The sequence below is a fragment of the Leucobacter sp. genome (assembly GCF_053528595.1).
Map to the genome: position 1 here is coordinate 1 of NZ_JAIVPF010000042.1, position 23,247 is coordinate 23,247.

Sequence of the window (23,247 nt, forward strand, 5' to 3'; positions counted from 1 at the left end):
CGTCCCCTCCGTCTCCACCACCGCCGACAGCACCTCGGTCATCCGCTCCTGCTGCGCATCCAGCACCGCAGCAGCCACATCGTCCTTATTCCCGAAATGGAAGTACAACGACCCCAGACTGATCCCCGCATCATCGGAGATATCCTTCAGCTTCGCCTTGTCGTACTCCATACGCGAAAACACCCGACCAGCGGCCTCGAGCAGAGCGGACTGCGTCTCGATCCCGCGCTGCTGCCTCCGACGCGGTTCATTCCATCGGCTCTCCGCCATCGCCATCACCTCGCGTCAGACCAAGTTCGGACCCTCAATCAAAAGTTTGGCATACACCTCCGGGCCACGGTGAGGAAAAGCGCAAAGGGTCCACCGGATTCTCGGCCTCCTGTAATCCACCTGGAGCAGAAGGTCGAGCAGGAGATACGCGCGTCAGTAGTTGCTGCCATTCCTCCGGTTTGGCAGCAACTACTGACGCGCGTAGCGGAGGGACCGCGGGGTGGACCGACACGTCTAAGTCCATCCGCTCTTTCCGGTCGGTCCCCCGCCCTTCGCAGAACGCCCCGCACGACGCGAAAGACCCCGCTGCCGAAGCAGCGGGGTCTGGAGCGGAGGATGGGGGATTTGAACCCCCGAGGGCGTGAACCCAACACGCGTTCCAGGCGTGCGCCATAGGCCGCTAGGCGAATCCTCCTCACTGGCCGCGAAGCCAGCGCGCACCAGTCTAGCGTGTTCTCGCGGCGGAACCGAACCGGGCACCCGTCCGCCGCAGCCTGAACACCGCCTTGGAGCTTGCCGCATGAACGGGCGATTTCTCGTCAGGACTTGAAAGTAACAGAACGGTAACGCATACTGGTTGAGGCGCTCGGGCCACGGCCCGGCGTTTTTTGTTGGACGACCCCCGGAGTTTTTCGCGTGAGAGTATCTGCCAAGGCGTTCGCAGTGAGCCTGGTCGCTTCGGTGACCTTCGCCTTCGGCGCAGCGCCGGCCGTTGCAGACGCCCCGATCGAGGACTTCTCCCTCGCGGCGGTGCAGCCCGTCACCACGGCCTCGCAGACCCTGGACACCGGCGACGCGCTCGCCGGAGCGCCGATCGAGTCGGTGCTCAGCATCGACGACGTCGCGAAGGTGCCCCACAACTTCGACGTCGAGGCCACGATCGCGCTGGCCGAGAGCGAGGTCGGAACGAGCCGCGCCACGGGCTGGAGCCAGCCCGGCGAGTGCATCATGTCGGCGCAGCGCTGGATCCGCGCAGGCGGCGGCGACTGGGGCGGCGGCGGCAACCCCGTCTCCAACTACGACGGCGCCACCCGCGTCACGCTCGCCGCGGCCGAGCCCGGCGACGTGATCCAGTACGAGTACATCGACTCCCCCACCTCGTGGGTCACCGGCGTGCACACCGTGCTCATCACCGAGGTGCACGAGGACGGCACGTTCACCATCATCGAGTCGAACAACCCCGGCGGTTCCGGCCTCGTCGGCAAGAACGAGAGCTGGACGCCCGCGCCCCCGGCCGGATTTCAGGCCGCCGTCTGGCGCTTCTGAGATGGTGCGTCGATAGGTCCCCCGGTCATCCTGCGCGAGGAACGAGTCGCAGGATCCACACGATTCTGCGCCGCGCGCAGAATGACGGGCTGGACCAGCACGACCTCTCACACGTTCTCCACAGGGCGGGGTTCGCGATCCGATCAGGATCCCGAGCCCGCCCTTTCGCGTTCACAGGGCATGGATCCTGCGACTCGCAAGCTCGCGCAGGATGACGGAGGCCGTGCGCCCCGTGGACGACGAGTGGCAGAAAACGCGTGCGATTCCGCGATTTCAGCCGCGTTATCCGCCTTTCGCGGCGACGCATTGCCGAACACTCGTCCCCTGCCCGCGCGCACTCGGCGAAGCCCGTCGTGCTGCGCGAGCGGAGCGAGTCACTGAATCCATGCGGGCGTGGATCCGGCGCGGTGGATCCTGCGACTGCGCTCGCTCCGCTCGCTGCGCGCAGGATGACGGGGGACGCGGATCCCGCGGCGGCACCCGCCAGCGCAGGACGACCGGGGACGCGGATCCCGCGGCGCGGCCTACAGGAGCTCGCGATGGCGGTCGCGCAGTTCCTCGACCGCCCGCTCCAGCGCCGGGTCGTCACCGCGCGCGAGCGCCGCGTACTGCAGCACCACGCCGTCGTCCGAGGGCAGCGCCTTCACCCACATGCGGCGGCGCGGCACGAAGAGCGACCACATGAGGCCGCCGAGCGCCAGCACCGCGAACACCAGGACCCACACCTGGGCGGGGTTCTGCATCACGTCGAAGGAGGCGTACCGCGGCACCGACTCGAACTCGATCGTGCCGAGGCCGTCCGGCAGCTCGGTCCGCTCGCCGGGCCGCAGCTCGATGGAGTCGATGTCCACCGCGCGGCCGGTCAGCTGCTCCATGCCGCTCGTGTCGAGCGCGTACACCGACTGCGGGATGCCCTGGTCGATGCCGAGATCGCCCTCGAAGACGTCGAGGGTGAGCACGGGGTTCTCGAGGTCGGGGTAGTTCGAGGTGTAGGCCCCCGTGTCGAGATCCGCCTTCGTGGGGTAGAAGAAGCCGCGCAGACCGATCTGCACGGGCTCGCCCGACTCGTCGACGATGCCGTCGGGCACCTTCACCACCCCGAGCGAGGTCATGTTCAGGTTGTCCTGGGGGATGAACGGCATCGCCTCGCTGTAGACGACCGTGCCCTCGGCGTTGCGGATCGTGATCTTCGGCGCGTAGCCGTTGGCGATGAGGTAGATCGGGGAGCCGTGCACGCGCAGCGGATGGTTCACTCGGATGATGTGCTCGGACTCCTCGCCCTCGGGCGAGATGAGCGTCATGTTGGCGGTGTAGTCCTTGACGAGCCCGATGGCCTGCACGTTGCCGTCGTCGGGGGTGTTGTAGGTGACGTCGAGCGAGTCGAGGCGCAGGCTGAAGGGCTCGAGGCTGGAGCTGTCGAAGGAGCGCCCGGAGGTCGCCGTGTCGTAGTCGATGAGCTGGTTGACCATCGTCTCGCCCTCGATCAGCACCTTCTGCCCGTTGAAGGTGAGCACGCCGCCCAGCCCCACGCTCACGAGCACGCCGAGCAGGGAGACGTGGAACAGCAGGTTGCCGGTCTCGCGCAGGTACCCGCGCTCGGCCGACACCGACACCTCGTCGACGCCCCGCCGCGAGGCCCGCTGCACCTCCACGCGGTAGCGCAGCTTCTTCAGGATCGCTGCGGCCTCCTCGATGGCGCGGGCCGCGAAGGCCTCGCGCTCGGCCGGCGTCGCATCGGGGTTCGACAGGCGCAGCTCGGAGAACCCGGCCATGCGCTGCAGCCGGGCCGGCGTCTTCGGGGGCCGGCCCCGCCAGGCCCTCCAGTGATGCGTGATGCGGGGCAGCACGCAGCCGATCAGCGAGATGAAGAGCAGCAGGTAGATCGCGGAGAACCACACCGAGCCGTAGACGTCGAAGGCCTGGATGGGGAACGCGTCGAGGATCGGGAACAGCTCGGGGTGGTCCTGCTCGTACTGCACCACGCCGTTGGGGTCGGCGCCGCGCTGCGGCACGAGGGAGCCCGGGATCGCCGCGACCGCGAGCAGCAGCAGGAGGATGAGGGCGACCCGCATACTGGTGAGCTGCCGCCAGAACCAGCGCAGCCAGCCCGCGAACCCGAGCTCGGGCGACTCGGCGCGCAGCGATCCGCCCGCGCCCGTTCCGTCGTCGTAGTCAGAGGGGCGTGACATATCCGCCGATCACCGCCTGCAGTGCGTACATCATCTGGCTCCAGAGTCCGGTCACCATGAGGAGACCGATGAGGATCAGCAGCGCGCCGCCGATCAGGTTCACGATGCGGATGTGCCGTTTGAAGAAGGTCATGGTCTGGGTCATCCAGCCGAAGCCGAAGGCCGCGAGCACGAACGGCAGTCCGAGGCCGAGGCAGTAGGCGAGGGCGAGCACCACCGAGCGCGCCACCGAGCCCTGCTGCACGCTCAGCGTCATGATGGCCGCGAGCGTGGGGCCGAGGCAGGGCGTCCACCCGATCGCGAAGACCACACCGAGCAGCGGCGCCCCGATGAGCCCGGTGCGCGGCTTGACGCGCAGCTTCGTGGTGCGCTGCATGAAGCCGAACGCGCCGATGAAGACGAGCCCCATCAGGATCACCAACGCGCCCATGACACGGGTGATGAGCTGCTCCCACTCGAGCAGCCACACGCCGACGCTGCCCGCCGCGGCGAGGAAGGCCACCAGCACCGCGGTGAATCCGGCGACGAAGAGCAGCGAGCCCAGCACGAGGCGCCCCCGCGCGGGCTTCTCGCCCGGGGCCGCGCCGGCGGTCGCGCCGACGTAGGCGAGGTATCCGGGTACCAGCGGCAGCACGCAGGGCGAGAGGAAGGAGAGGAGGCCGGCCGCGAGCGCGATCACCGATGCGACGAGCAACTGCCCGTCGGCGACGAGGTGCTGCACGTCCACCGCTACTGCTCGGCCGCTTCGTCCGCCGGCGCGGGATCGGATGCGGGATCCGCATCGGCGGTTCCGCCGTCGGTCTCCGCCAGGGTCTCGCCGATCAGCGTGCGCAGCTGCGAGGCGCCGGCGAGCTGGCCGAGCACGCGGTGCGCCACGCGCCCCTCGGCGTCGAGCACGAGCGTGGTCGGCACCGCGTTGAGCGGGACCTGCCCGGCGAATGCGCGCTGCACCGCGCGCCCGCCCGCGTTGTCCATGATCGAGGGGTACTCGATCGCGAAGCGCTCGGAGAACTGCTGCGCCTGCGCGACCTGGTCGCGCGTGTTGACCCCCACGAACTTCACGCCCTGCGGCGAGAACTCGTCGTAGGCCTCCACGAGATCGGGGGCCTCGGCACGGCACGGCGCGCAGCCCGCGTACCAGAAGTTGACCACGGTCACGCTGCCGAGGGTGTCGTCGGAGCCGTAGAGGTCGCCGCTCTCGGTCTCGCCCGAGAACTCGACGGGCTCCGTGCGCTGCTCGGGCGCGATGCTGAGCGACGACCCGTCTCCGGAGACGTAGCCCTTGCCGCTCGCCTCGTTCCACTCGGCCGAGAGATCGCCGTCGCCGGCACTGCACCCGGCGAGCGCGAGCAGAGCGGCGAGCGGCAGGGCGAGGGCCGCGCCGGTGCGACGACGGCTCATACCGCCCCCACGTCCACGGCGTCGTCGAGCAGACCGGTCGCCGGAGTGCGGTAGTCCACCTCGAACCAGCGCTCGCCCCGCTTCTCGAAGCTCGTGATGCTCGAGAGCTCGCAGCGGCGCGTGGCGGGGTTGTGGAAGAGCGGCTTGCCCGCGATGTCGAGGTGGGCGATCCAGATGGGCGCCTGGTGCGACACCATCACGATGTCGCCGTCGCGCGTGGTCTCCCACGCCTCGTCCATCGCCTCGCGCACGCGCGCGGCGATCTGGCGGTAGGGCTCGCCCCAGCTGGGGCGGAACGGGTTGAGGAAGCGGTACCAGTAGCGCGGCTGCCGGAAGGCCGAGTCGGGGCCGGCGTTGACCATGCCCTCGAAGGCGTTGGCGGGCTCGATGATGCGATCCTCGATCGTCACCTCGAGGCCGAGTGCGCTCGCGATGGGACGAGCCGACTGCCGCGCGCGCTCGAGCGGCGACGCGAGCAGCCGGGCGACGATGCGATCGCTGCCGGCGAGTTCGAGCGCCGCCGCCTCGGCCATGCTGTGGCCCAGCTCGGAGAGGCGGAACCCCGGCAGGCGGCCGTACAGCACACGGTCGGGGTTGTGCACCTCGCCGTGGCGCACCAGATGCAGCAGTTTGTCGCTCACATCACCATTCTACGTTCGGCGTGTCTGGGAGTTGCCGGGCGGCGGTCCGCCCTACTTCAGCCCCGACCGCACGAAGGCGTCGACCACGTAGCGCTGCAGGAAGATGTAGATGAGGAAGATGGGCAGGCAGGCGAGTGCGCTCGCGGCCATGACGGCGCCCCAGTTGTTGCCCTCGGAGCCGAGGAAGCTGCGCACGCCGACCTGGATGAGGTCGTTCGACCCCTGCATGATGAGCGACGGCCACAGGTACTCGTTCCACGCGCTGATGAAGAGCATGATCGCGAGCGCCGCGAGCGCCGGGCGCAGATTGGGCACGACGACCTCCCACAGCGTGCGCCACGGGCTCCGACCGTCCATGTCGGAGGCGTCGAGCAGTTCGCGCGGGAACGAGTCGAGGTGCTGCTTCAGCATCATCACGGCGAAGGCCGCCGCGAGCTGGGGCAGGATGACGCCGACCATGTTGTTCAACAGGCCCATCTCGGCGATGCGCACATAGTTCGGGATCATCGTCACCTGGAAGGGCACGAGCCACGAACCGACGAACAGCAGGAAGAGGATCTTCTGCCCGCGGAACGTCCAGCGCGAGAACCCGTAGGAGGCGAGGATCGCGACGAACAGCTGCCCGATCGCGATGACGAGCGCCATCACGAAGGTGTTGCCGAGCATCGAGAGGATCGGGATCGTGTCCCAGACGTACTGGAAGTTCTCGAGGCTGAACGGGCCGGGCAGCGGATTGGTGGAGAGCGTCTGCTCCGCCGGGCGGAACGCCGTCACGAACATCCAGTAGATGGGGAAGATCGAGACGACGGCGAGCACGGTGAGGATCACGAAGGCCGGGACGAGGCCGATGCGACCCAGGGTGCGCGCGCGGGCGAGGTCGCGGGCCGCCTGCTCGATGCCCGCCTCCGAGATGGCCGCGGACTGGTGCGGCGCTACGAGGGTGAAGGTCATGATCTCGGGATCCTTAGTTGTCGTGGAAGCTGAGCTTCTCTGAGAGTTCGACGAAGACGAGGGCGATCAGGCCGAAGCCGATGAAGAACAGCACGCCCGCGGCGGCCGAGATGCCCGCGTCGAAGTTCTTGAAGCCGAACTCGTAGAGCAGGTAGTAGATGTTGGTCGAGCTGCCGCTCGGGCCGCCCTGGGTGATGATGTCGATCATCGGGAAGGTCCACTGGGCCGAGAGCAGGATCGTCATCAGCGACAGGAAGACGAGTGAGGGCGACAGCAGCGGCAGCGTGATGCGCGAGGTGATCTGCCAGCGCCTGGCGCCGTCGACACCGGCCGCATGCTCGTAGTCGGGGCTGATGCCCGAGAGGCCGGCCGAGACGACCAGCACGCCGAAGCCGAGCAGCTGCCACCCGACGATCACCATGACGGCGATCATCGAAGCGCCGGGCTCGCGGAACACATTGCCCATATCGATGCCGAAGAAGCGTGCGACGGCCGGTATCGTGCCGCCCTCCTCGGCGAAGAGCCAGCGCCAGATCGCGCTCGTCGCGACGGGGGTGACGAGGTACGGCACGAAGATGAGCGCCTGGTAGATCGTCTTGGCCCTGCCCGACACGCGCTTCGAGAGCAGCGCGAAGATGACGGGCAGCGCGACCGAGAGCAGGAAGAAGGCGCCGATGTAGAGCACCGTGTTGCCGAGCGCCTGCTGCATCTCGGGAAGCGTCAGCACCGTCGCGTAGTTCTCGAGCCCGACCGGCTCCTTGGCCTGGGTGGGCAGCAGATTCCAGTCGTAGAACGACAGCTCGAAGGTCTGGGCCAGGGGCAGGTAGGTCCAGAGGAGCAGCAGCGCGACTGCGGGCAGGACGTAGAGGTAGGGCACGATCGAGAAGGAGCGCCCGGTGCGGCGCGACCTCTGCTGCGCAGGACGGGGAGCATCCGTCGCGGTGCGCGACTCGGCGGTGCGCGACTCGGCGGTGGCGGCTTCCGGCCGCGGTGCGAGCTGCTGCTGCGGGAGTACCTCGATGAACAACCTTCGATCCGTTCTCTCGATGGGGTGGGTGGGGCGGCCGGGATCGAGTCCCGGCCGCCTTGAACAGCTCAGACGAGCGAGGGCTCGCGCTCGGGCTCGTTCGCGGTCTTCTCCATCTCGACGCTGATCTCCTCGAGCGTCAGCGAGGTCCACGAGCGCAGCTGCTCGGCGCTGACCTTGTAGACGGTCGAGAACTCGCCGATCGGCACCACCGTGTGCATGACGCGGTCGTCGTAGAGGTGCACGAGGTTGAAGCCCTGCGCGCCGTCCTGACCGCGCATGCCGCCGCGCTCGACGTTGAGATCCTGGGTGTAACAGGTGGCCGACGCCACCGAGACGGGCACGCCGCCGATCTCGCTGAAGGTGTTGAAGTGCAGGTGACCGCCGAGCACCGCGCGCACGTCGGTGCCGCGGATCGCCTCGGCGAAGCGGGCCTGCTCGCGCAGTTCGACGAAGGAGAGGGTGTCGAGCAGCGAGGGCACGGGCGGGTGATGCAGCGCGATCACGGTGCCGTGCGGGGCGGGGGTCGACAGCACCTCGGCGAGCCAGGCGTACTGCTCGTCGGTGATCTCGCCGTGGTGGTGGCCGGGCACGGTCGAGTCGAGCGCGATGATACGCAGGCCGTTGACGTCGTGGACCACGTCGACGCTCTGCTCCCCCGCGTCGGAGTCGAGCAGGTGCTTGCGGAAGGGGGTGCGGGTGTCGTGGTTGCCCATCACCCAGATCACCTGCGCGCCGATGGCCTCGGCGGCCGGCTCGACCAGCGCGCGCAGGCGCTGGTAGGCGTCGGCGTCGCCCGTGTCGGCGAGGTCGCCCGTGAGCACGATCGCCTCGGGGCGCGCCTTCGTCTCGGCGAAGTCGCGGAACAGCTTCTTGAGGTTGGCGTCGCTGTCGACCTTGCCGTGCAGCAGGCCGGGGCCGCCGACGAAGTGGGTGTCGCTGAGGTGCAGGATGAAGTGCTCTGCGGGCGGGTACTGTGCTGCGGTCATGATTCGGTTCCTTCCGATGGGGAGTTGCGGGTTGGAGGTCGAGGCGGGGCCCGGGCCGATGCCTCGGGTTCGGGATCGGCCCGGGCGTGCGGGGGTCAGGCGACGAGGCGGCGCTGCAGACGATCGAGCGCGTCGTCGTCGAGCCCGTGCAGCAGCAGCATGCGCTCGACGCCGCCGTAGCCGTCGTCGATGAGGTCGAGCGTGCGGTCGATGGCCTCGGCCGGGCTGCCGACGATGAGTTCGCGCGCATCGCCGTCGAACTCGCCGAAGCGTTCGGCGGATGCGGCGAGCATGCGCTCGGCCCACTCGCCCGCGAGGTTCGCGGCGCTCGCCGCGTAGTCGGCGATGACCTGGTCCCGGGGTACGCCGACCGCGGTCAGCGCGGAGGCGACGACCACACCGGTGCGGTCCTTGCCGGCCGTGCAGTGCACGAGCACGCCGCCCTCGGGCGCATCGGCGATGAGCCGCACCGCGCCCGCCACGCGATCGGCGCGGTGCTCGATCATGTAGCGGTACACGGAGTCGATCGAGAACGATCCGGCGATGGCGGGCAGACCGGCGCCCGATCCGAAGATGGGGTGGTGCACGGTCTCGGTGGGTCCGGCGGGAATCGCGTTGGGCGAGTGCCGCAGCTCCTCGGGATCGCGCAGGTCGATGACGCGGGAGATGCCCTGGGCTGAGAAGACCCGCTGGTCGTCCTCGCTGAGCCGGTGCAGCGCGTCGGAGCGGAAGAGCGCGTTCTCGCGCAGCCGTCCCGCTGCGGCCGGGTAGCCGGCGGTGGAGCGGAAGTTGTAGGTGCCTTCGAGCGCGAGCACGGGGCCCGCGGCCGGAACGGCGGTGGTCTGGTTCATGATGGTGTTCGCCTCCGATCCCGCTACTTGATCAGCGCCTGGGCGCGCTCGGCGGCGTCGGGCAGCGTGTCCGCCGCCGACTTGCCGTAGAAGACGGCCTCCTCGATGGCCTCGGCCAGCAGCGTGTCGACCTGCGAGTAGCTGTTGCCGGGGTACGAGAGCCAGGGCTGCATGCGGTCGAGCTGCTCGATGTTGGGCTGGATCAGGGGGTTGGCCTGCGCCCAGTCGTACAGCACGCCGCCCTCCTCGATCAGCCCGGTGCGCAGCGGCAGGTAGCCGATCTGGCTCGAGATGAGCTCGTAGGCGCGGTCGCTGGTCATGAACTTGATGAGTTCCCAGCCGGCGCGCTGCTTGGCGGGGTCGTCGCTGAGCACGAAGAGCGCCGAACCCGAGTTCGTGGGCACCGCCTCCTGTCCGTCGAATGCGGGCATCGGCGCCGCGTCGAGCTTCCAGCCGCCGGCCTCGGCCGCCTGCATGAAACCGCCCTGCAGCGCTGAGGTGATGAGGATCATCGAGACGTCGCCCTTGGGCAGACCCTCGTAGGTGCCGTTCGTATCGGTGTTGCGCAGCACGCCGGCGTCGTACATCTCGCGGAAGCGCTCGACCGTCTCGATCGCGGCCTCGGAGCCGAACTCAATGGTGCTGCGGTCGTCGGAGAGCACCTGCGCGCCGTTCGACTTGAAGAGGCCCTGCATGCACCAGTTGCCGCCCTTGATGACGCACGAGACGTCGATCGAGGGCTTGCCCGTGTGCGCGGTGACCTGCGCGGCGATCTGCTCGACCGAGTCCCAGGTGCTGAAGTCGGGATCGGTGACCCCGGCCTCCTCGAGCGCGGTCGCGTTGTAGAAGAGCACCGGGGTGGAGAAGACGTAGGGCATGCCGACGGTCTTGCCGTCCCAGTCGGCGAGCACGCGCGCGTTCGGGTGCATCGGGTGCTCGCCCTCGAAGGCCTCGGCGAGCTCCTCCGGCGTCACGATGTCGCTGAGCGGCTTGGCGCCGAGTTCGGTCGCGGTGAAGTCGAGGGTGTCGAAGGTGAGCTGCGCGACGTCCGGCGGGCTGCCCGCGAGCAGCTGCTTCTGCACGCTGCCGACGGTGTCGATGGCGCTCGAGCTGCCCTGCGGCGCCTGGCCCGTGACCTTGATGTTCGGGTTGGCCTCCTCGAACTCGCCGATCAGCTGGTTGATGGTGTCGGTCCAGACGCCGGCCTGGGCGAGGTTGTAGCTCTCGAAGACGATCTCGACCTGCTGGTCGGCGGCGAGCTCGGGCACGACCGCGGCGGCCGACTCGGCGGTGGCGCCCCCGGAGGAGCAGGAGGCGAGGGCGAGCGCGGCAACGGCTGCCATCGCGCTTGCGGCGGCGAAACGTCGGAGTCGCATGTGGGTGGGGTCCTTTCGGGAGGTGGAGCGCATCGGGTGGGCCGGGTTCGGGTTCGGGATCGGTTCGGGATCAGCGGGTCGCAGTGCGAAGCGGTGCTTCGCTCTGAGCGGCCTCGTCCGTGCTCGGCAGGTCGGCCGAACGCGAGGCTGGGGTGGTAGCCCCACCGCGGGCCGCGCGAAAACGCGATGCGTTTTCCTGCGGGCGGCCCGCGCTCGGCGCCATCGCCGCGCGAAGCGACGCTTCGCTCCGAGCAGCCGGGCGCCACTCGAGGCGGCGGCCGCTCTCGCGGTCGAAGAGGTGCAGGCGCGCCAGCGGGGCGGCGATCACCACGAGCTCTCCCGCGCGCCACGCCTCCTCGCGGGCGCACGAGACCGTCACCCGCGCGTCGCCGATGCGGCAGTGCACCAGCTGCTCGCGGCCGAGGTTCTCGACGAGCTCGACGGTGCCGCGCAGCGCCGCACCCGCGGTGGGCACGGCCTCGGGCGCACCGCCGGCGAACACCGAGAGGTGCTCGGGCCGCACGCCGAGCACGACGTCGCGCTCCGGGGTGGCGCCCTCCCAGAACACGGCCTCGACGCCCGGGGCGAACGCGGTGATCCTGCCGTCCGTCGTGGTGAGCGTGGCGTCGAGCAGATTCATCGCGGGCGACCCGAGGAAGCCGGCGGCGAACACCGAGCTCGGGGTGTCGTAGAGCTCCTCGGGGGTGCCGTACTGCTCCACGCGGCCGCCCTCGAGCAGCGCGATCTTCGTCGCCATGGTCATCGCCTCGACCTGGTCGTGGGTGACGTAGATGAACGTCGCGCCGAGGCGGCGGTGCAGGGCCGCGAGCTCGCGGCGGGTCGCGGTGCGCAGCTTGGCGTCGAGGTTCGAGAGCGGCTCGTCCATGAGGAAGGCCTTCGGCTCGCGCACGAGCGCACGGGCGAGCGCGACGCGCTGGCGCTGGCCCCCCGACAGCTCCTTGGGCTTGCGGTCGAGCAGGTGATCGATCTCGACGGCCTCCGCGGCGGCCCGTACCCGGGAGGCGATCTCCGGCTTCGACAGCTTGCGCACGCGGAGCGGGAAGGCGAGGTTCTTCTCGACCGTGAGGTGGGGGTAGAGCGCGTAGCTCTGGAAGACCATCGCCAGGTCGCGCTTGCGCGCGGGGAGGGCGGTGATGTCTGCGCCGTCGACCTCGATGCTGCCGCCCGTCGGCTCGAGCAGCCCGGCGATCATGCGCAGCAGCGTGGTCTTGCCGCATCCCGACGGACCGAGCAGCACGAGGAAGTCGCCGTCGTCGACCTCGAGCGAGACGCGATCCGTCGCGACGAAGTCGCCGAACTCGCGAGTGATCTGGTTGAGTACGAGCCTGGCCACCGGCCACCTCCAGGGAATCAGGTTTCCTGACTCTCCGATCTCAGGAAACGACTGATTCCAGACTGAGCGGCCCGGGTGAACGGCGCGCGACGGGATCGGGAACGGCAGCCGCCGAGTGCGGGAACTTCAGGCGCGCAACGTGAACTCGGGTGAACCGGCGGCGGGGCACTGCGGCGTTCGACCGGCGCGGCGGATCGGGCTCGGCGGAGCCGAGAGCGACGGAGTTCCAGATTTCGACTCGCCGCGCTCGCTCGATCAGCGGGCCCAGCAGGCGCTCGATCGGCGATTCGCAACGGTCGCGCGATCGGCGGGCTCTTCGCGGCAGCGCTACGCCCGCGGCGCGACCATGGTGCGCACCTCGTCGAGCACCTCGGCGCGCGCCGCGATCGCGTCGGGCGCGGTGCCCAGGGCGGCGGCGTGGAGCGCCGAGAGCAGCAGCATCTGCACGATGTTGCCCGTCACGGTGCTGTCGTTCCAGCTGTGGAACTCGGCGCCGGCCACGAGCGCGTAGTCCGCGAGCTCCGCGAGCTCCGCGAGCTCGGACTTGCCGTAGCTCGTGATCGCCACCACGGTCGCGCCGCGCTCCGCGGCGAGCCGGGCGGAGCGGAGCGTGAAGTTGTTCATCCCGCTGTCGCTCACCGCGAGGCAGACGTCGCCGGGCTGCAGCAGCTTGGCGGCGATGTGCTGCGTCACGATGTCGACCGGGCTCTCGCACACCCGGCCGCTGCTGAGGAAGTGCAGCGCCACCGACTGCGCGGCGGCGAGCGAGGCGCCGTTGCCGACCACCAGTAGCCGGGAGCAGCCGCGGATCTCGCGGGCCGCCGCGTCGAACGCCCCGAAGTCCAGCGCTCCGAGTGCCCCGTGGATGCCCTCGACCGCCCGCTCGAAGATCCGCTCGACGGGGTGCACGGGAGCGGTGGCTACCGCGGTGCCGGACGCGGCCTGATCCCGGATCAGCAGCTCGCGCAGACGCTGGAACCCGCCGAGGCCCATGCTCTGGCAGGCGCGCACCACGGTCGCCGGAGACACCCCCGCGCGCTGCGCGAGATCGGCCACCGACATCTCGACCACCCGATCCGGCTCGTCGATGCACACCTGGGCGACCCGTCGCTCGCTCGGCACCAGCGAGGGCACCTGCGACTGCAGGAGGGAGCGGGTACCGCCGAGGGGCGGGGAGAGCGGCATCTTCATACCGTCGTTCCTAGCACCGCAAGGTGAATCGGAGGTGTCCTAGAGACGCCCGCCACCCGCCCGCGCCGGCTCACGGAGCGGATACACGTAGGTGTAGAGGTCGAGCACGCGCTCGCCGTCGATCCAGAGCCCGTCTCGCTCCGGCGCGCGGGTGAAGTCGAGTGCCTCGTAGAGCCGGTGCGCGCCCCGCATGTTCGGCGCGGTCTTCAGCACGACCGCAGCGCGACCGGTCTCGACGGCCCGGGCCTCCGCCTGCCGCATGAGCGCAGCCGCGACCCCGCGGCGGCGGGCGCGCGGCGAGACGCCCAGCAGGCGCAGGTCGAGCTCGTGCTCGCCGATGTCCTCGTGCAGCGGCGGGCCGCCCGGTGCGCGCAGCGTGACACTGCCGAGCAGTGCGCCGTCGGCGTCGACCGCGACCCACACCTCGTAGTCGCGATCCCGCACCTCGGAGCGGTACACGGGATCGTCGTGCGCATCGGAGGGGCCGTAGTCGTGGGCGTAGGACTCCTCGATCAGCCGGTCGACCGCGGCATACTCCTCCGGCGCCGGGCGCCGGATCACCAGGCCCGGGCCGTCGGCGCTCACGCCCCCTCCCCTGCGGCTGGCCGCCACCCCAGGGCGGGCCCGATGCGGGTGGCCAGCTGGTGCAGCATGTGCTTCCAGTCCTCGAGCCCGAGCTCGAAGGGCAGCTCGAACAGGTAGTCGTCGGCCGCCTGGAACGCCGCATCGCCGCGGATGGACTCGACGATCTCGTCGAGGGACCCCAGCACGTCGAGCGCGATGATCGTGTTCGCGCCGTGCACCTTCTTCGTGCGCGGGGTGCGCGCCTCCGCGTACGCGCGGTAGCGGCGCACCTGGTCGTCCGTGGCGCCGTCGGTCGGCACGATGACCCGGGCCACGGCGACCGGCGCCGCCTCGCCGGCCGGATGCTGCGTGCGGTAGGCGTCGATCTGGGCGCGCTGCACCTCGGCGAAGTCGGTCAGCCCGTTCTCGGCCGAGCTGATGTTGCTGACGAGCCAGTTGAAGCCCGCGCGCCCCGCCCACTCGGCCGAGCGCAGCGATCCGCCGCCGTACCAGAGGCGCTCGGAGAGCCCGGCGCTGTGCGGCTCCACGCGCTCGGAGTCGAAGTCGCCGCCGATCCCGTTGTACTCGGGCACCTCGCGCACGCGGTCCCCGGCGAGCAGCGAGCGCAGGCGCTCGATACGGCCGTAGCCGTAGTCCTCCTCGCGCCAGCCGGTGTCGTGCACGAGGTCGTTGACCGCGTCGTCGTAGGCGGGCGGGTGCACGCTCAGACCGGGCTGCAGGCGCCCGCCCGAGAGCACGTCGGCGGTGCCGAGATCCTCCGCCAGACGGAACGGGTTCTCGAAGCCGGCGGGGATCACCGCGCTGCCGAGCCCGATGCGCTCCGTGTGCTGCGCCGCGGCGGCGAGGAACACGGCGGGCGACGGCAGCCCGTACTGCAGGTGCCGCGAGCGCACCCACCCGCTGTCGAGCCCGAGCTCCTCGGCGTAGCGGAAGAGCTCGAGCCCCTCCTCCAGGCCCCGCCGGGGATCGTCGCGGTCGAACGGGACGATGTGGACGAAGCCGAGGTTGCGGATGGGGCGTGCGGTGTCGCTGGTCATGGCTATCAGCATAATCATCACGTATGGTTATGAGACGTATCGTTACAGGGTGGGTGTCACCGGTCGGATCCCGTTCCCCGTTCCCCGGGCGGACGATACGCAGAACGAGAGGCGGTGGATCCTGCGACTCGCTCCGCTCGCGCAGGATGACGGGAAGGAGCCCGGGCGGGACAACGGGAAGGAGCCCGGGCGGGACAACGGGAAGGAGCCCGGGCGGGACAACGGGAAAGGGCCCCGGTGGGATGACGGGAGAAGGCCCGGGCGGGAAGACAGGAAAGAGCCCGGCGGGACGACGGGAAGGGGCCGGGCGGGATGACGGGAAAGAGCCCCGGTGGGATGACGGGCACGGCTCGCCGGCGAGAACCCTAGGCTGGGCGTATGAACCCGCCCGCACCCCTCGTCGTGATCGCACCCGACTCGTTCAAGGGCAGCTGCACCTCGCCGCAGGCCGCGGCCGCGCTCGCCACCGGCGCCCGGCGCGCGCTCGGCCCCGGGGCACGGGTGCTCGAGGTGCCCCTGGCCGACGGCGGCGAGGGCACGCTCGACGCGCTGACGGCGGCCTGGGGCGGCAGGATCGTCGAGACCCCGACCGTCGACGCCCTCGGTCGCGAGCGCATCGGCCGTGCGGGCATCAGCGCCGACGGCCGCACCGCGATCATCGAGGCCGCCGAGGGCAACGGGCTGCCGTACGTCTCGGACGTGCCGCTGCGAGCCCTCGACGCCGACACCGCCGGCGTCGGGCTGCTCGTCCGGGCCGCGCTCGAGGCGGGCGTTGACGAGATCCTGCTCTGCCTCGGCGGCTCGGCGACGAGCGATGGCGGTGCCGGGATGCTGCGTGCGCTCGGGGCGCGGCTGCTCGACGCCGACGGCGCCCCGGTCTCACCGGGCGCCCGCGGTCTCGAGGATCTCGCGGGCCTGGACCTCTCCGGCCTGCTGCCCGCGGCGCGCGCCGCGAGGTGGCGGATCGCCTGCGACGTCGAGCACCGGCTCACCGGCCCCGCGGGCGCGGCCGCGGTCTTCGGCCCGCAGAAGGGTGCCGGCCCCGCCGACATCGAGCGGATCGACGCGGGGCTCGGCCGGCTGGCGGCCGAGCTCGCCGCCGCCGCAGGGGCCGATCCCGCCGCTCTCGCGCAGCGCCCCGGGATGGGAGCCGCCGGAGGGCTCGCGCTCGGCCCCGTCGCGCTCTTCGACGCCGAGCTCGTTCCCGGCGCGAGGCTCGTCGCCGAGGCCGCCGGGCTGCGCGAGCAGCTCGCCGGCGCCGACCTCGTGATCACGGGCGAGGGGCGCCTCGACGAGCAGTCGCTCGGCGGCAAGGTGCTCTCCCGCGTGCTCGCGGAGGCCCCGGCCCGCGCGCCCGTCGTGGTGATCGCGGGATCCCTCGCGCTCCCCGCTGCGGCGTGCCGGGCCGCGGGGATCACGGCCGCGTTCTCGATCGCGCCCGGGCCGGCTGAGCTCGACGCGCTCCGCGCCGACGCTCCGCGCCTGCTGGCGGAGGCGGCGGAGCACGCCTGCGCGCTCGCGTTCCCCTCCGGCTGAACGAGCGGACGGATTTCGACGCATCGACTCGCTTCGCACGCTCAGCACGGCGGAACCCGCCCTCACCTCATCCTGCGCGAGCTCGCGAGTCTCAGGATCCAGAGCCGGAGTAATGGATCCTGCGACTCGTTCCTCGCGCAGGATGACCGGACGCGAGGAGAGATGCGGAACGCCGCGGCCGAGCCCGCGCCTACTGGTTGGAGAAGGCCGCGTCGAAGGACGCGTCGGGGCGCTTCCAGAGCAGCGAGCGGATCCGGCCCACCGCCTCGGCCGCGCCGTGCAGGCGGTCCATGCCGGCGTCCTCCCACTCGATGGAGATGGGTCCCGTGTAGCCGATGGACCCCAGCGCCCGGAAGGCGTCCTCCCAGTGGATGTCGCCGTGCCCGGTGGAGACGAAGTCCCAGCCCCGGCGCGGATCTCCCCACGGCAGGTGCGAGCCGAGGATCCCCGCGCGCCCGGTTCGCGGGCGCAGGCGCGTGTCCTTGCAGTCGACGTGGCAGACGCGATCCGCGAAGTCGACGATGAAGCCGATCGGGTCGACGCCCTGCCAGACGAGGTGGCTCGGATCCCAGTTGAGCCCGAACGCGTGCCGGTGATCGACGGCTTCGAGGGCGCGCACCGTGGTCCAGTAGTCGTACGCGATCTCCGAGGGGTGCACCTCGTGCGCGTACCGCACGCCCTCCGAGTCGAAGACGTCGAGGATCGGGTTCCACCGCTTCGCGAAGTCCTCGTACCCCTCGTCGATCACCTCGGCGGGCACCGGCGGGAACATGGCCACGTAGGGCCAGATCTTGGAACCGGTGAAGCCGGTGACGACGTCGGCGCCCAGCTTCCGGGCCACGCGCGCCGCGCGCCGCATGTCCTCGGCGGCGCGCTGCCGCACCCCCTCGGGGTCGCCGTCGCCCCAGATGTAGGGGCGCACGATGGCGCGGTGCCGGAAGTCGATCGGGTCGTCGCAGATGGCCTGCCCCGCCAGGTGGTTGGAGATGGCCCACACCCGCAGGCCGTGGCGATCGAGGATCTCGAGCCGCGAGCGCAGGTAGGCCTCGTCCTCGTCGGCGCGGGCCAGATCCAGGTGATCGCCGGACGCCGCGATCTCGAGGCCGTCGTAGCCCCACTCGGCGGCCAGCCTCGCCACCTCCTCGAAGGGCAGGTCGGCCCACTGGCCGGTGAACAGGGTGACGGGATGGGAGGCTTCGTGCGTCATGGTCGGCGGCTCCTTCGCTGCTGCAGGTCGGTGAGGAAATCGAAGGTGATGCGGGCGAGCTCGTCCTGGCTCTCGGCGAGCGGCCGCCAGATGGAGGCCGCCGTGGCGATCGTGTCGTTGTCTCCGGTGAAGCTCTCGAGGGTCAGCGGGCCGGCGTAGCCGATGGCATCGAGCGCGTCGAGGAACGCGCCCCAGTCCGTGTGGTCGGGACCGGCTGGCCCGCGGTCGTTGCCGCAGACCTGCACCACCGCGACGTGAGGGCCGGCCGTTCGGATCGCCGCCGCCGGCGAGCGCTCCTCGATGTTCAGGTGGTAGGCGTCGAGCGCGATCCCGACCCCCGCGCCGAGCAGCGGCTCGAGCGCCTCGAGCGCCTGCTCGACCGTATTGATGAGACTGGTCTCGTAACGGTTGAGCGGCTCGACGGCGAGCGTCACCCCTCGCTCCGCGGCGTAGTCGGCCACGGGGCGCAGCGCGACCCGCAGCGCCGTGATCATCGCCGCCCGCTCTGCGGCGTCCATGCGCCAGACCCGTCCCGTGCGGGCGGTGAAGGGGCCGGCGACCGTCGGCGACCCGAGCGTCGCCGCGACGTCCACGCAGTGCCGCAGGTAGTCCTGGGTCTCCCCGCGCAGCGCGTCGTCGAGCAGATCCCTCCCGGCCCCCATCGCCCCCACCACGCGCGCGCCCATGCCGAGCTCCCGGAGGCGATCGGCGGCGAGCGCCGACGACCAGTCCCCCGGCGACTCCACCGGGAGCTCGAGCAGCTCGTAGCCGATCCCGCGCGCCCGCCGCGCGATCCCGAGCAGTGCCTCGTCGTCGAGCGGCGACACCCACACCCAGGTGTTCACGCCCAGCTGTCGCTGCATGTCACTCCCCCTTCACCGGGTCATCACTCGTTCGCCGTGCCCGCGGGAGCGGGCCCTGCTGGGACGCATCGAGGTTGGCGCGGCGCTTGCGACGCGCCGGAATCCCTTGCCTGGTCTCCGCAGGGCCCGCTCCCGCGGGCACCCCTCCTCGAACTACGGGATGACCCGATCCTGCCAGACCTGCGGGTACCCCGGAAGGTCCTCGCCGCCGAACTTCGCGTAGTGCCCGTCGGGCATCCCCTCGTTGCGGTCCAGGTACTCGTCGAGCTCGTCCGCGGTGATGGGGCTCTGCGGCAGCACCCACTCCTGCGGCACCTCCTCGCCCGCGAAGATCTTCTGCATCGCGAGCAGCGGGGTGCGCCACTGGAAGTTCGAGTAGACGGGCGCGAGACCGGTGAGTCCCGTGTCCTTCCACTTGCGCAGGAAGCTCAGCTCGTCCTCCCCGGTCATCACCGGGTAGTCCTTGCCCGCGTCCTCGAACGCCTCGATCGCCGCCACCGCGCCGTCGCCCGCGTCCATCCAGATGCCCTGGACGTCGCCCTTCGCCAGCTCGTCCGAGATGATCTTCTTGATCTCGGCCGGATCGGCGCCGGTGAAGTAGTCGACCGCCTCGATGCCGGCCTCGTCGAACAGCTTCTCGGCAGCGGCCCAGCGCTGCTCGAGCACGTCGACGCCGGGCAGAATGCGCAGCGCCACGACCTTGTCGCCCTCGTTCAGATTGTCGATCAGGAACTCGGCGGTGTCGATGCCCCAGGCGAAGCCGCCGATCGGGTGGATGAACGTCACCGCGCAGTCGGTCTGCACGCCGCGGTCGAAGACCACGACCGGCTTCCCGGTGTCGCAGGCGCGCTCCACGGCGGGCGTCATCGCCGCGGTGGAGTTCGGCGAGATGATGAAGCCGTCGCAGTCGCCCTCCGCGATGAAGTAGTCGATGTCCGCGATCTGCGTGTCATCGCTGTCCTTCGCGTCGCGGGTCTCCATCGAGGAGAAGGCTCCGGCATCCTGCAGCACCTTCAGCTGCTCGTTCATGGTGATCCAGCCGGTCTGGCGCCACGGGTTCGAGATCGAGGCGTTCGCGAAGCAGAGCTTCTTCGCCCCCTCGGACGCGTACTCGGAGGTGTCGCGCATCTCCGCATTGATGGTCTGCAGATAGGGCTGATCCTCCGGCCCCTCCGGGGTGACCGAGCGCTCGTCGTACTGCTTGTCGAAGAGGGCCTGGTCGAACCACTCTCCCGAGCTCTCGGTGGTCTCCTCCGCGGTCTCCTGCTCGGGCGGCGCCTCCACCGACGGGTCGGTCGTGCACCCCGCAAGCAGGATCAGCGATGCCGCGCCCACGAGGGCCGCCGTCATCCTCAGCGATCGTTTCATGATCGGTTCTCCTTCGTGTGTGTGCCCCGCGCGGCAACGGCGCCGGCAGGATCGGGTGGCGGGGTGCTCCCCGCCGGTTCTGGCCCGGTGGTCCCGGGTGGTCCTTCTGCCCCTCCGGCGAGCGCCCGGCGCCTGATGGCCCCGAAGACGACGCCCGAGTACGCCACGGCCGCGATGATGATCGCGCCCTGGATCGCGTCGCGCATGGTGGAGGGAACCGCGGTGAAGTTCAGCAGGGTGAAGAGCGTCTCGAGCGCGAACGCGCCGGCGAGCGCGCCCCACACCGACCCGCGTCCGCCGCCGAGCACCACGCCGCCGAGCACCACGGCCGTGATCGCCGTGAACTCGTAGCCGCGGCCGACCGAGGGGTGCACCCCCGCGTATCCGACGAGCAGCACACCCGCCACCGTCGCGCACAGCGAGGAGATGACGAAGGCGGTGGTCTTGGTGCGCCACACCGAGGCGCCCGCGAAGGCGCCCGCGGCCGGGTTGTCGCCGATGGCGATGAGCGTGCGTCCGAACGGACGGCGCGAGAGCCACGCCGCGATCGCCACCACGACCGCGAGCGTGACGACCGCCCACGGCAGGATGCCGATGATCGGGAGCCCGGTGATGCCGCCGCGCCCGATCTGACGGAACGAGTCCGCCGGGTTGCCCGTCGCCGCGCCGCCCGTCCACCACATCACGCCGCCGTAGAGCGCCAGCATCATGCCGAGCGTCACGATGAACGAGGGCACTTTGAGCAGGGTCGTGACGAGGCCGTTCACGATGCCGACGACGGTGCCGAGCACGAGGAGCAGGAGGAGCACCGGCAGCGCCTTCTCGTCGTCCTGGCCGATGAGGGTGCCCGCGAGCACCACCTGCGTCGTCACGAGGGATCCCTGGGAGAGATCGAACTCGCCGCTCACGATGACGAAGTACTGGCCGATCGCGACGATGGCGATGGGGGCCACCCGCTGGATGTAGCGGACGAGCTGGCCGGGCTCCGCGAACGACGGGTTGAGCACGGCGACGACGACGAGCAGCACGACGAGCAGCAGGTAGACGGCGCCGCGCGGGCTCACGAGCGTGCGGGCGAGGCGGGCGATCCCGCCGGATCCGCGCTGCACGGCGCTCATCGCGCACCTCCCCCGCTCGCGACCTCGACGGGCACGGCATCGGCTCCGGTGCGCGTGAAGCGCTCGCGGCGCACGACCAGCCGCCGTCGCGAGTAGACCGCGACGGCGATCACGATCACCGCGCCGCGCACCACGTCCTTGAGGAACGGGTTGACCTGCAGCACGCTCATGAGGTTGTCGAGCACCGCGAAGATCGCGACGCCGCCGATCGTGCCCCAGATCGAGCCGCGGCCGCCCGCCAGCAGGGTGCCGCCCAGCACCACGGCGGCGATGGAGAGCAGGTCGTATCCCCCCTGCACGCCCACGGTGGGGCTGCCGACGCCGAGCCGGCTTGCGAGCAGCAGGCCCGCCAGCCCCGCGAACACCGAGCAGAGCACGTGCGCCCAGATGAGCGGCCGCCGCGTGCGCACCCCCGAGAGCCGGGCGACCTCTGCGTTGCCGCCGACCGCGAAGAGGTGGTGCCCGAAGCTGCCGCGCGCCAGGAGGAAGGCCACCGCGCCCGCGAGCGCGAGCATCACGACCGTGGAGACCGGCACCGGCCCGATCCCGGTGGCCCCGAAGAGCTGGAACTCCCAGGGCACCGATCCGGCGGTGCCCTTGTAGTTCGTGTCGAGGTATCCCTTGAGGATCAGGCCGACTCCCAGCGTGGTGACGAACCCGTGCACTTTCAGGAAGGTCACGATGAGGCCGTTCGCGAGGCCGATCAGCGCGGCCACGCCGAGCGCGAGCAGCACGGCGGGCACGATCATGCCGGGCCGGCCGTTCATCGTCTGCGCCGCGATGAGGCTCGTCAGGCTCACCACGTAGGGCACCGAGAGATCGAGGGATCCGCCGAGGATCACGAGCGTCTGCCCGATGGCCACGAAGCCGAGCACGCTCATTCCGGTGAGGATGTCGCGGATGCTGCCGGGGCTGAACAGGTTGCGCCCGGCCGTCGCGACGAGCACGGCGCTCAGTGCGAGCACCGCGATCAGCGCGAGGTAGACGATCACGGTCGTGTCGAGTCCCCGCAGTCGTGCGCCCAGTGCGGCCATCACGCTCCTCCCCCGGCATCGGCGGCGCCCGTGGCGAGCGCCAGCACGGTCTCCTCGGACGAGCCCGCCGGCAGCTCGCCGGCGATCCGCCCGTCCCGCATGACGAGGATCCGATCGGCCATGCCGATCACCTCGGGCAGCTCGCTCGAGACGAACAGGATCGCCACCCCTCGCCTCGCCAGTTCTCGGATGAGCCGGTAGACCGCCACCTTCGCCCCCACGTCGATGCCGCGGGTCGGCTCGTCGAGCAGCACCACCCGGGGCGCGGTCGCGAGCCACTTGGCGAGCACCACCTTCTGCTGATTGCCGCCCGAGAGCGCCTGCACCTCCTGGCCGAGACCCTGGCTCACGAGCTCGAGCGCGGTGAAGACGCCGGGGATCTCGGCGCGCTTCGAGCGGGTGCGACCGGGGAAGACGCTGCGGATCGCGAGCAGCGCGTTGTCGAGGATCGACTGGTGCAGCGCGAGCCCCGTGCGCTTGCGATCCTCGGTGACCAGCGCGATGCCGCGCCGCACGGCCTGGCGCGGCTGCCGGATCGGCCGCGGCGCGCCGCCGAGGCGCAGTTCGCCGCGGGCGAAGGGCGCGGCACCGAAGATCGCCTCGACGAGCTCCGTGCGACCCGATCCCTGCAGGCCCGAGACCCCGACGACCTCTCCCGCGCGCAGCTCGAGCCCGATGCCGTCGAGCTGCGCGTTGCCGCCGCCCCGCACCGTCACGAGCGGATCGCCGATCTCGGTGCCCGGCTCGGGATCGGGGAAGTAGGCGCTGATGGGCCGGCCCACCATGCGCCGCACCAGCGTCGCCTGATCCAGCTCGGCCGCGGGGCCGGTCGAGACGAGCGAGCCGTCCTTCATGACCGTGATGGTGTCGCACAGGTCGAAGATCTCCTTGAGCCGGTGCGAGACGTAGAGGATGGCGACGCCGCGATCGCGCAGTCGGCGGATCACCCGGTAGAGGATCGACACCTCGTGATCGGCGAGCGCCGCGGTGGGC

22 protein-coding genes and 1 tRNA gene are annotated in these 23,247 nt (G+C 70.7%); 2 read left to right on the forward strand and 21 right to left on the reverse strand.

The features are described 5' to 3' along the window. Positions 1-270, reverse strand: a 270-nt coding sequence (locus ACWKZU_RS08930; RefSeq protein ID WP_449281975.1) for a TetR family transcriptional regulator, incomplete at its 3' end; no start/stop codon positions are given. A 330-nt stretch (positions 271-600) separates the two neighbouring features. After that, positions 601-685, reverse strand: a tRNA-Ser gene (locus ACWKZU_RS08935). 248 nt (positions 686-933) lie between these two features. Here ACWKZU_RS08935 and ACWKZU_RS08940 point away from each other — a divergent pair. Then, on the forward strand, positions 934-1,536 hold the full coding sequence (locus ACWKZU_RS08940) for a CHAP domain-containing protein (RefSeq protein ID WP_449281976.1): 603 nt from the start codon (positions 934-936) through the stop codon (positions 1,534-1,536). 524 nt (positions 1,537-2,060) lie between these two features. Here ACWKZU_RS08940 and resB read toward each other — a convergent pair. The 13 genes from resB to ACWKZU_RS09005 all read right to left on the reverse strand — a co-directional run bounded on the left by resB (position 2,061) and on the right by ACWKZU_RS09005 (position 15,128). After that, a complete protein-coding gene (gene resB, locus ACWKZU_RS08945) occupies positions 2,061-3,725 on the reverse strand; it encodes a cytochrome c biogenesis protein ResB (protein ID WP_449281977.1) in 1,665 nt (554 codons plus the stop codon). Next, positions 3,709-4,452: a cytochrome c biogenesis CcdA family protein gene (locus ACWKZU_RS08950; protein ID WP_449281978.1), complete on the reverse strand. Its 744-nt coding sequence runs from the start codon at positions 4,450-4,452 to the stop codon at positions 3,709-3,711. The genes resB and ACWKZU_RS08950 overlap by 17 nt, the downstream gene beginning before the upstream one ends. A gap of 2 nt (positions 4,453-4,454) precedes the next feature. Continuing rightward, on the reverse strand, positions 4,455-5,126 hold the full coding sequence (locus tag ACWKZU_RS08955) for a TlpA family protein disulfide reductase (RefSeq protein WP_449281979.1): 672 nt from the start codon (positions 5,124-5,126) through the stop codon (positions 4,455-4,457). Beyond that, positions 5,123-5,767 carry a histidine phosphatase family protein gene (locus ACWKZU_RS08960; RefSeq protein WP_449281980.1) on the reverse strand — a complete coding sequence of 215 codons (645 nt, stop codon included), beginning with the start codon at positions 5,765-5,767 and terminating at the stop codon, positions 5,123-5,125. Before ACWKZU_RS08960 ends, ACWKZU_RS08955 begins: the two co-directional genes overlap by 4 nt. A 51-nt stretch (positions 5,768-5,818) precedes the next feature. Beyond that, positions 5,819-6,718 (reverse strand): carbohydrate ABC transporter permease, encoded by a 900-nt coding sequence (locus ACWKZU_RS08965; RefSeq protein WP_449281981.1) that lies wholly within the window; start codon positions 6,716-6,718, stop codon positions 5,819-5,821. A 13-nt stretch (positions 6,719-6,731) separates the two neighbouring features. Then, positions 6,732-7,745 carry a carbohydrate ABC transporter permease gene (locus ACWKZU_RS08970; RefSeq protein ID WP_449281982.1) on the reverse strand — a complete coding sequence of 338 codons (1,014 nt, stop codon included), beginning with the start codon at positions 7,743-7,745 and terminating at the stop codon, positions 6,732-6,734. Positions 7,746-7,813: 68 nt separating this feature from the next. Beyond that, positions 7,814-8,734 (reverse strand): metallophosphoesterase, encoded by a 921-nt coding sequence (locus tag ACWKZU_RS08975; protein WP_449281983.1) that lies wholly within the window; start codon positions 8,732-8,734, stop codon positions 7,814-7,816. 95 nt (positions 8,735-8,829) lie between these two features. Beyond that, the gene (locus ACWKZU_RS08980; RefSeq protein WP_449281984.1) at positions 8,830-9,585 is read right to left on the reverse strand and encodes a tyrosine-protein phosphatase; all 756 of its coding nucleotides are present in this window, start codon (positions 9,583-9,585) and stop codon (positions 8,830-8,832) included. 23 nt (positions 9,586-9,608) lie between these two features. Next, positions 9,609-10,928, reverse strand: coding sequence for an extracellular solute-binding protein (locus ACWKZU_RS08985; protein WP_449281985.1), 1,320 nt, complete (start codon positions 10,926-10,928; stop codon positions 9,609-9,611). Between the two features lie 103 nt (positions 10,929-11,031). Further along, positions 11,032-12,315 (reverse strand): ABC transporter ATP-binding protein, encoded by a 1,284-nt coding sequence (locus ACWKZU_RS08990; RefSeq protein ID WP_449281986.1) that lies wholly within the window; start codon positions 12,313-12,315, stop codon positions 11,032-11,034. Between the two features lie 327 nt (positions 12,316-12,642). Next, positions 12,643-13,506 carry a MurR/RpiR family transcriptional regulator gene (locus tag ACWKZU_RS08995; protein WP_449281987.1) on the reverse strand — a complete coding sequence of 288 codons (864 nt, stop codon included), beginning with the start codon at positions 13,504-13,506 and terminating at the stop codon, positions 12,643-12,645. A gap of 39 nt (positions 13,507-13,545) precedes the next feature. Then, positions 13,546-14,091, reverse strand: coding sequence for a GNAT family N-acetyltransferase (locus tag ACWKZU_RS09000; RefSeq protein ID WP_449281988.1), 546 nt, complete (start codon positions 14,089-14,091; stop codon positions 13,546-13,548). Further along, the gene (locus ACWKZU_RS09005) at positions 14,088-15,128 is read right to left on the reverse strand and encodes an LLM class flavin-dependent oxidoreductase (RefSeq protein ID WP_449281989.1); all 1,041 of its coding nucleotides are present in this window, start codon (positions 15,126-15,128) and stop codon (positions 14,088-14,090) included. The genes ACWKZU_RS09000 and ACWKZU_RS09005 overlap by 4 nt, the downstream gene beginning before the upstream one ends. A 378-nt stretch (positions 15,129-15,506) precedes the next feature. On the opposite strand from ACWKZU_RS09005, the gene ACWKZU_RS09010 reads away from it, so the two are divergent. Further along, complete coding sequence (locus tag ACWKZU_RS09010) at positions 15,507-16,664, forward strand: glycerate kinase (RefSeq protein WP_449281990.1); 1,158 nt, start codon at positions 15,507-15,509, stop codon at positions 16,662-16,664. A 190-nt stretch (positions 16,665-16,854) separates the two neighbouring features. Here ACWKZU_RS09010 and ACWKZU_RS09015 read toward each other — a convergent pair whose 3' ends face one another. The 6 genes from ACWKZU_RS09015 to ACWKZU_RS09040 form a co-directional block, all read right to left on the reverse strand. Further along, positions 16,855-17,871 carry a sugar phosphate isomerase/epimerase family protein gene (locus ACWKZU_RS09015; RefSeq protein ID WP_449281991.1) on the reverse strand — a complete coding sequence of 339 codons (1,017 nt, stop codon included), beginning with the start codon at positions 17,869-17,871 and terminating at the stop codon, positions 16,855-16,857. Continuing rightward, positions 17,868-18,734: a sugar phosphate isomerase/epimerase family protein gene (locus ACWKZU_RS09020; protein WP_449281992.1), complete on the reverse strand. Its 867-nt coding sequence runs from the start codon at positions 18,732-18,734 to the stop codon at positions 17,868-17,870. The genes ACWKZU_RS09015 and ACWKZU_RS09020 overlap by 4 nt, the downstream gene beginning before the upstream one ends. Positions 18,735-18,887: 153 nt before the next feature. Then, positions 18,888-20,102 (reverse strand): substrate-binding domain-containing protein, encoded by a 1,215-nt coding sequence (locus ACWKZU_RS09025; RefSeq protein ID WP_449281993.1) that lies wholly within the window; start codon positions 20,100-20,102, stop codon positions 18,888-18,890. Further along, positions 20,099-21,220 carry an ABC transporter permease gene (locus ACWKZU_RS09030; RefSeq protein ID WP_449281994.1) on the reverse strand — a complete coding sequence of 374 codons (1,122 nt, stop codon included), beginning with the start codon at positions 21,218-21,220 and terminating at the stop codon, positions 20,099-20,101. The genes ACWKZU_RS09025 and ACWKZU_RS09030 overlap by 4 nt, the downstream gene beginning before the upstream one ends. Further along, positions 21,217-22,254, reverse strand: coding sequence for an ABC transporter permease (locus ACWKZU_RS09035; RefSeq protein ID WP_449281995.1), 1,038 nt, complete (start codon positions 22,252-22,254; stop codon positions 21,217-21,219). Before ACWKZU_RS09035 ends, ACWKZU_RS09030 begins: the two co-directional genes overlap by 4 nt. Then, a partial coding sequence (locus ACWKZU_RS09040) for a sugar ABC transporter ATP-binding protein (RefSeq protein ID WP_449281996.1) occupies positions 22,254-23,247 on the reverse strand: 994 nt, incomplete at its 5' end. The genes ACWKZU_RS09035 and ACWKZU_RS09040, both read right to left, overlap by 1 nt.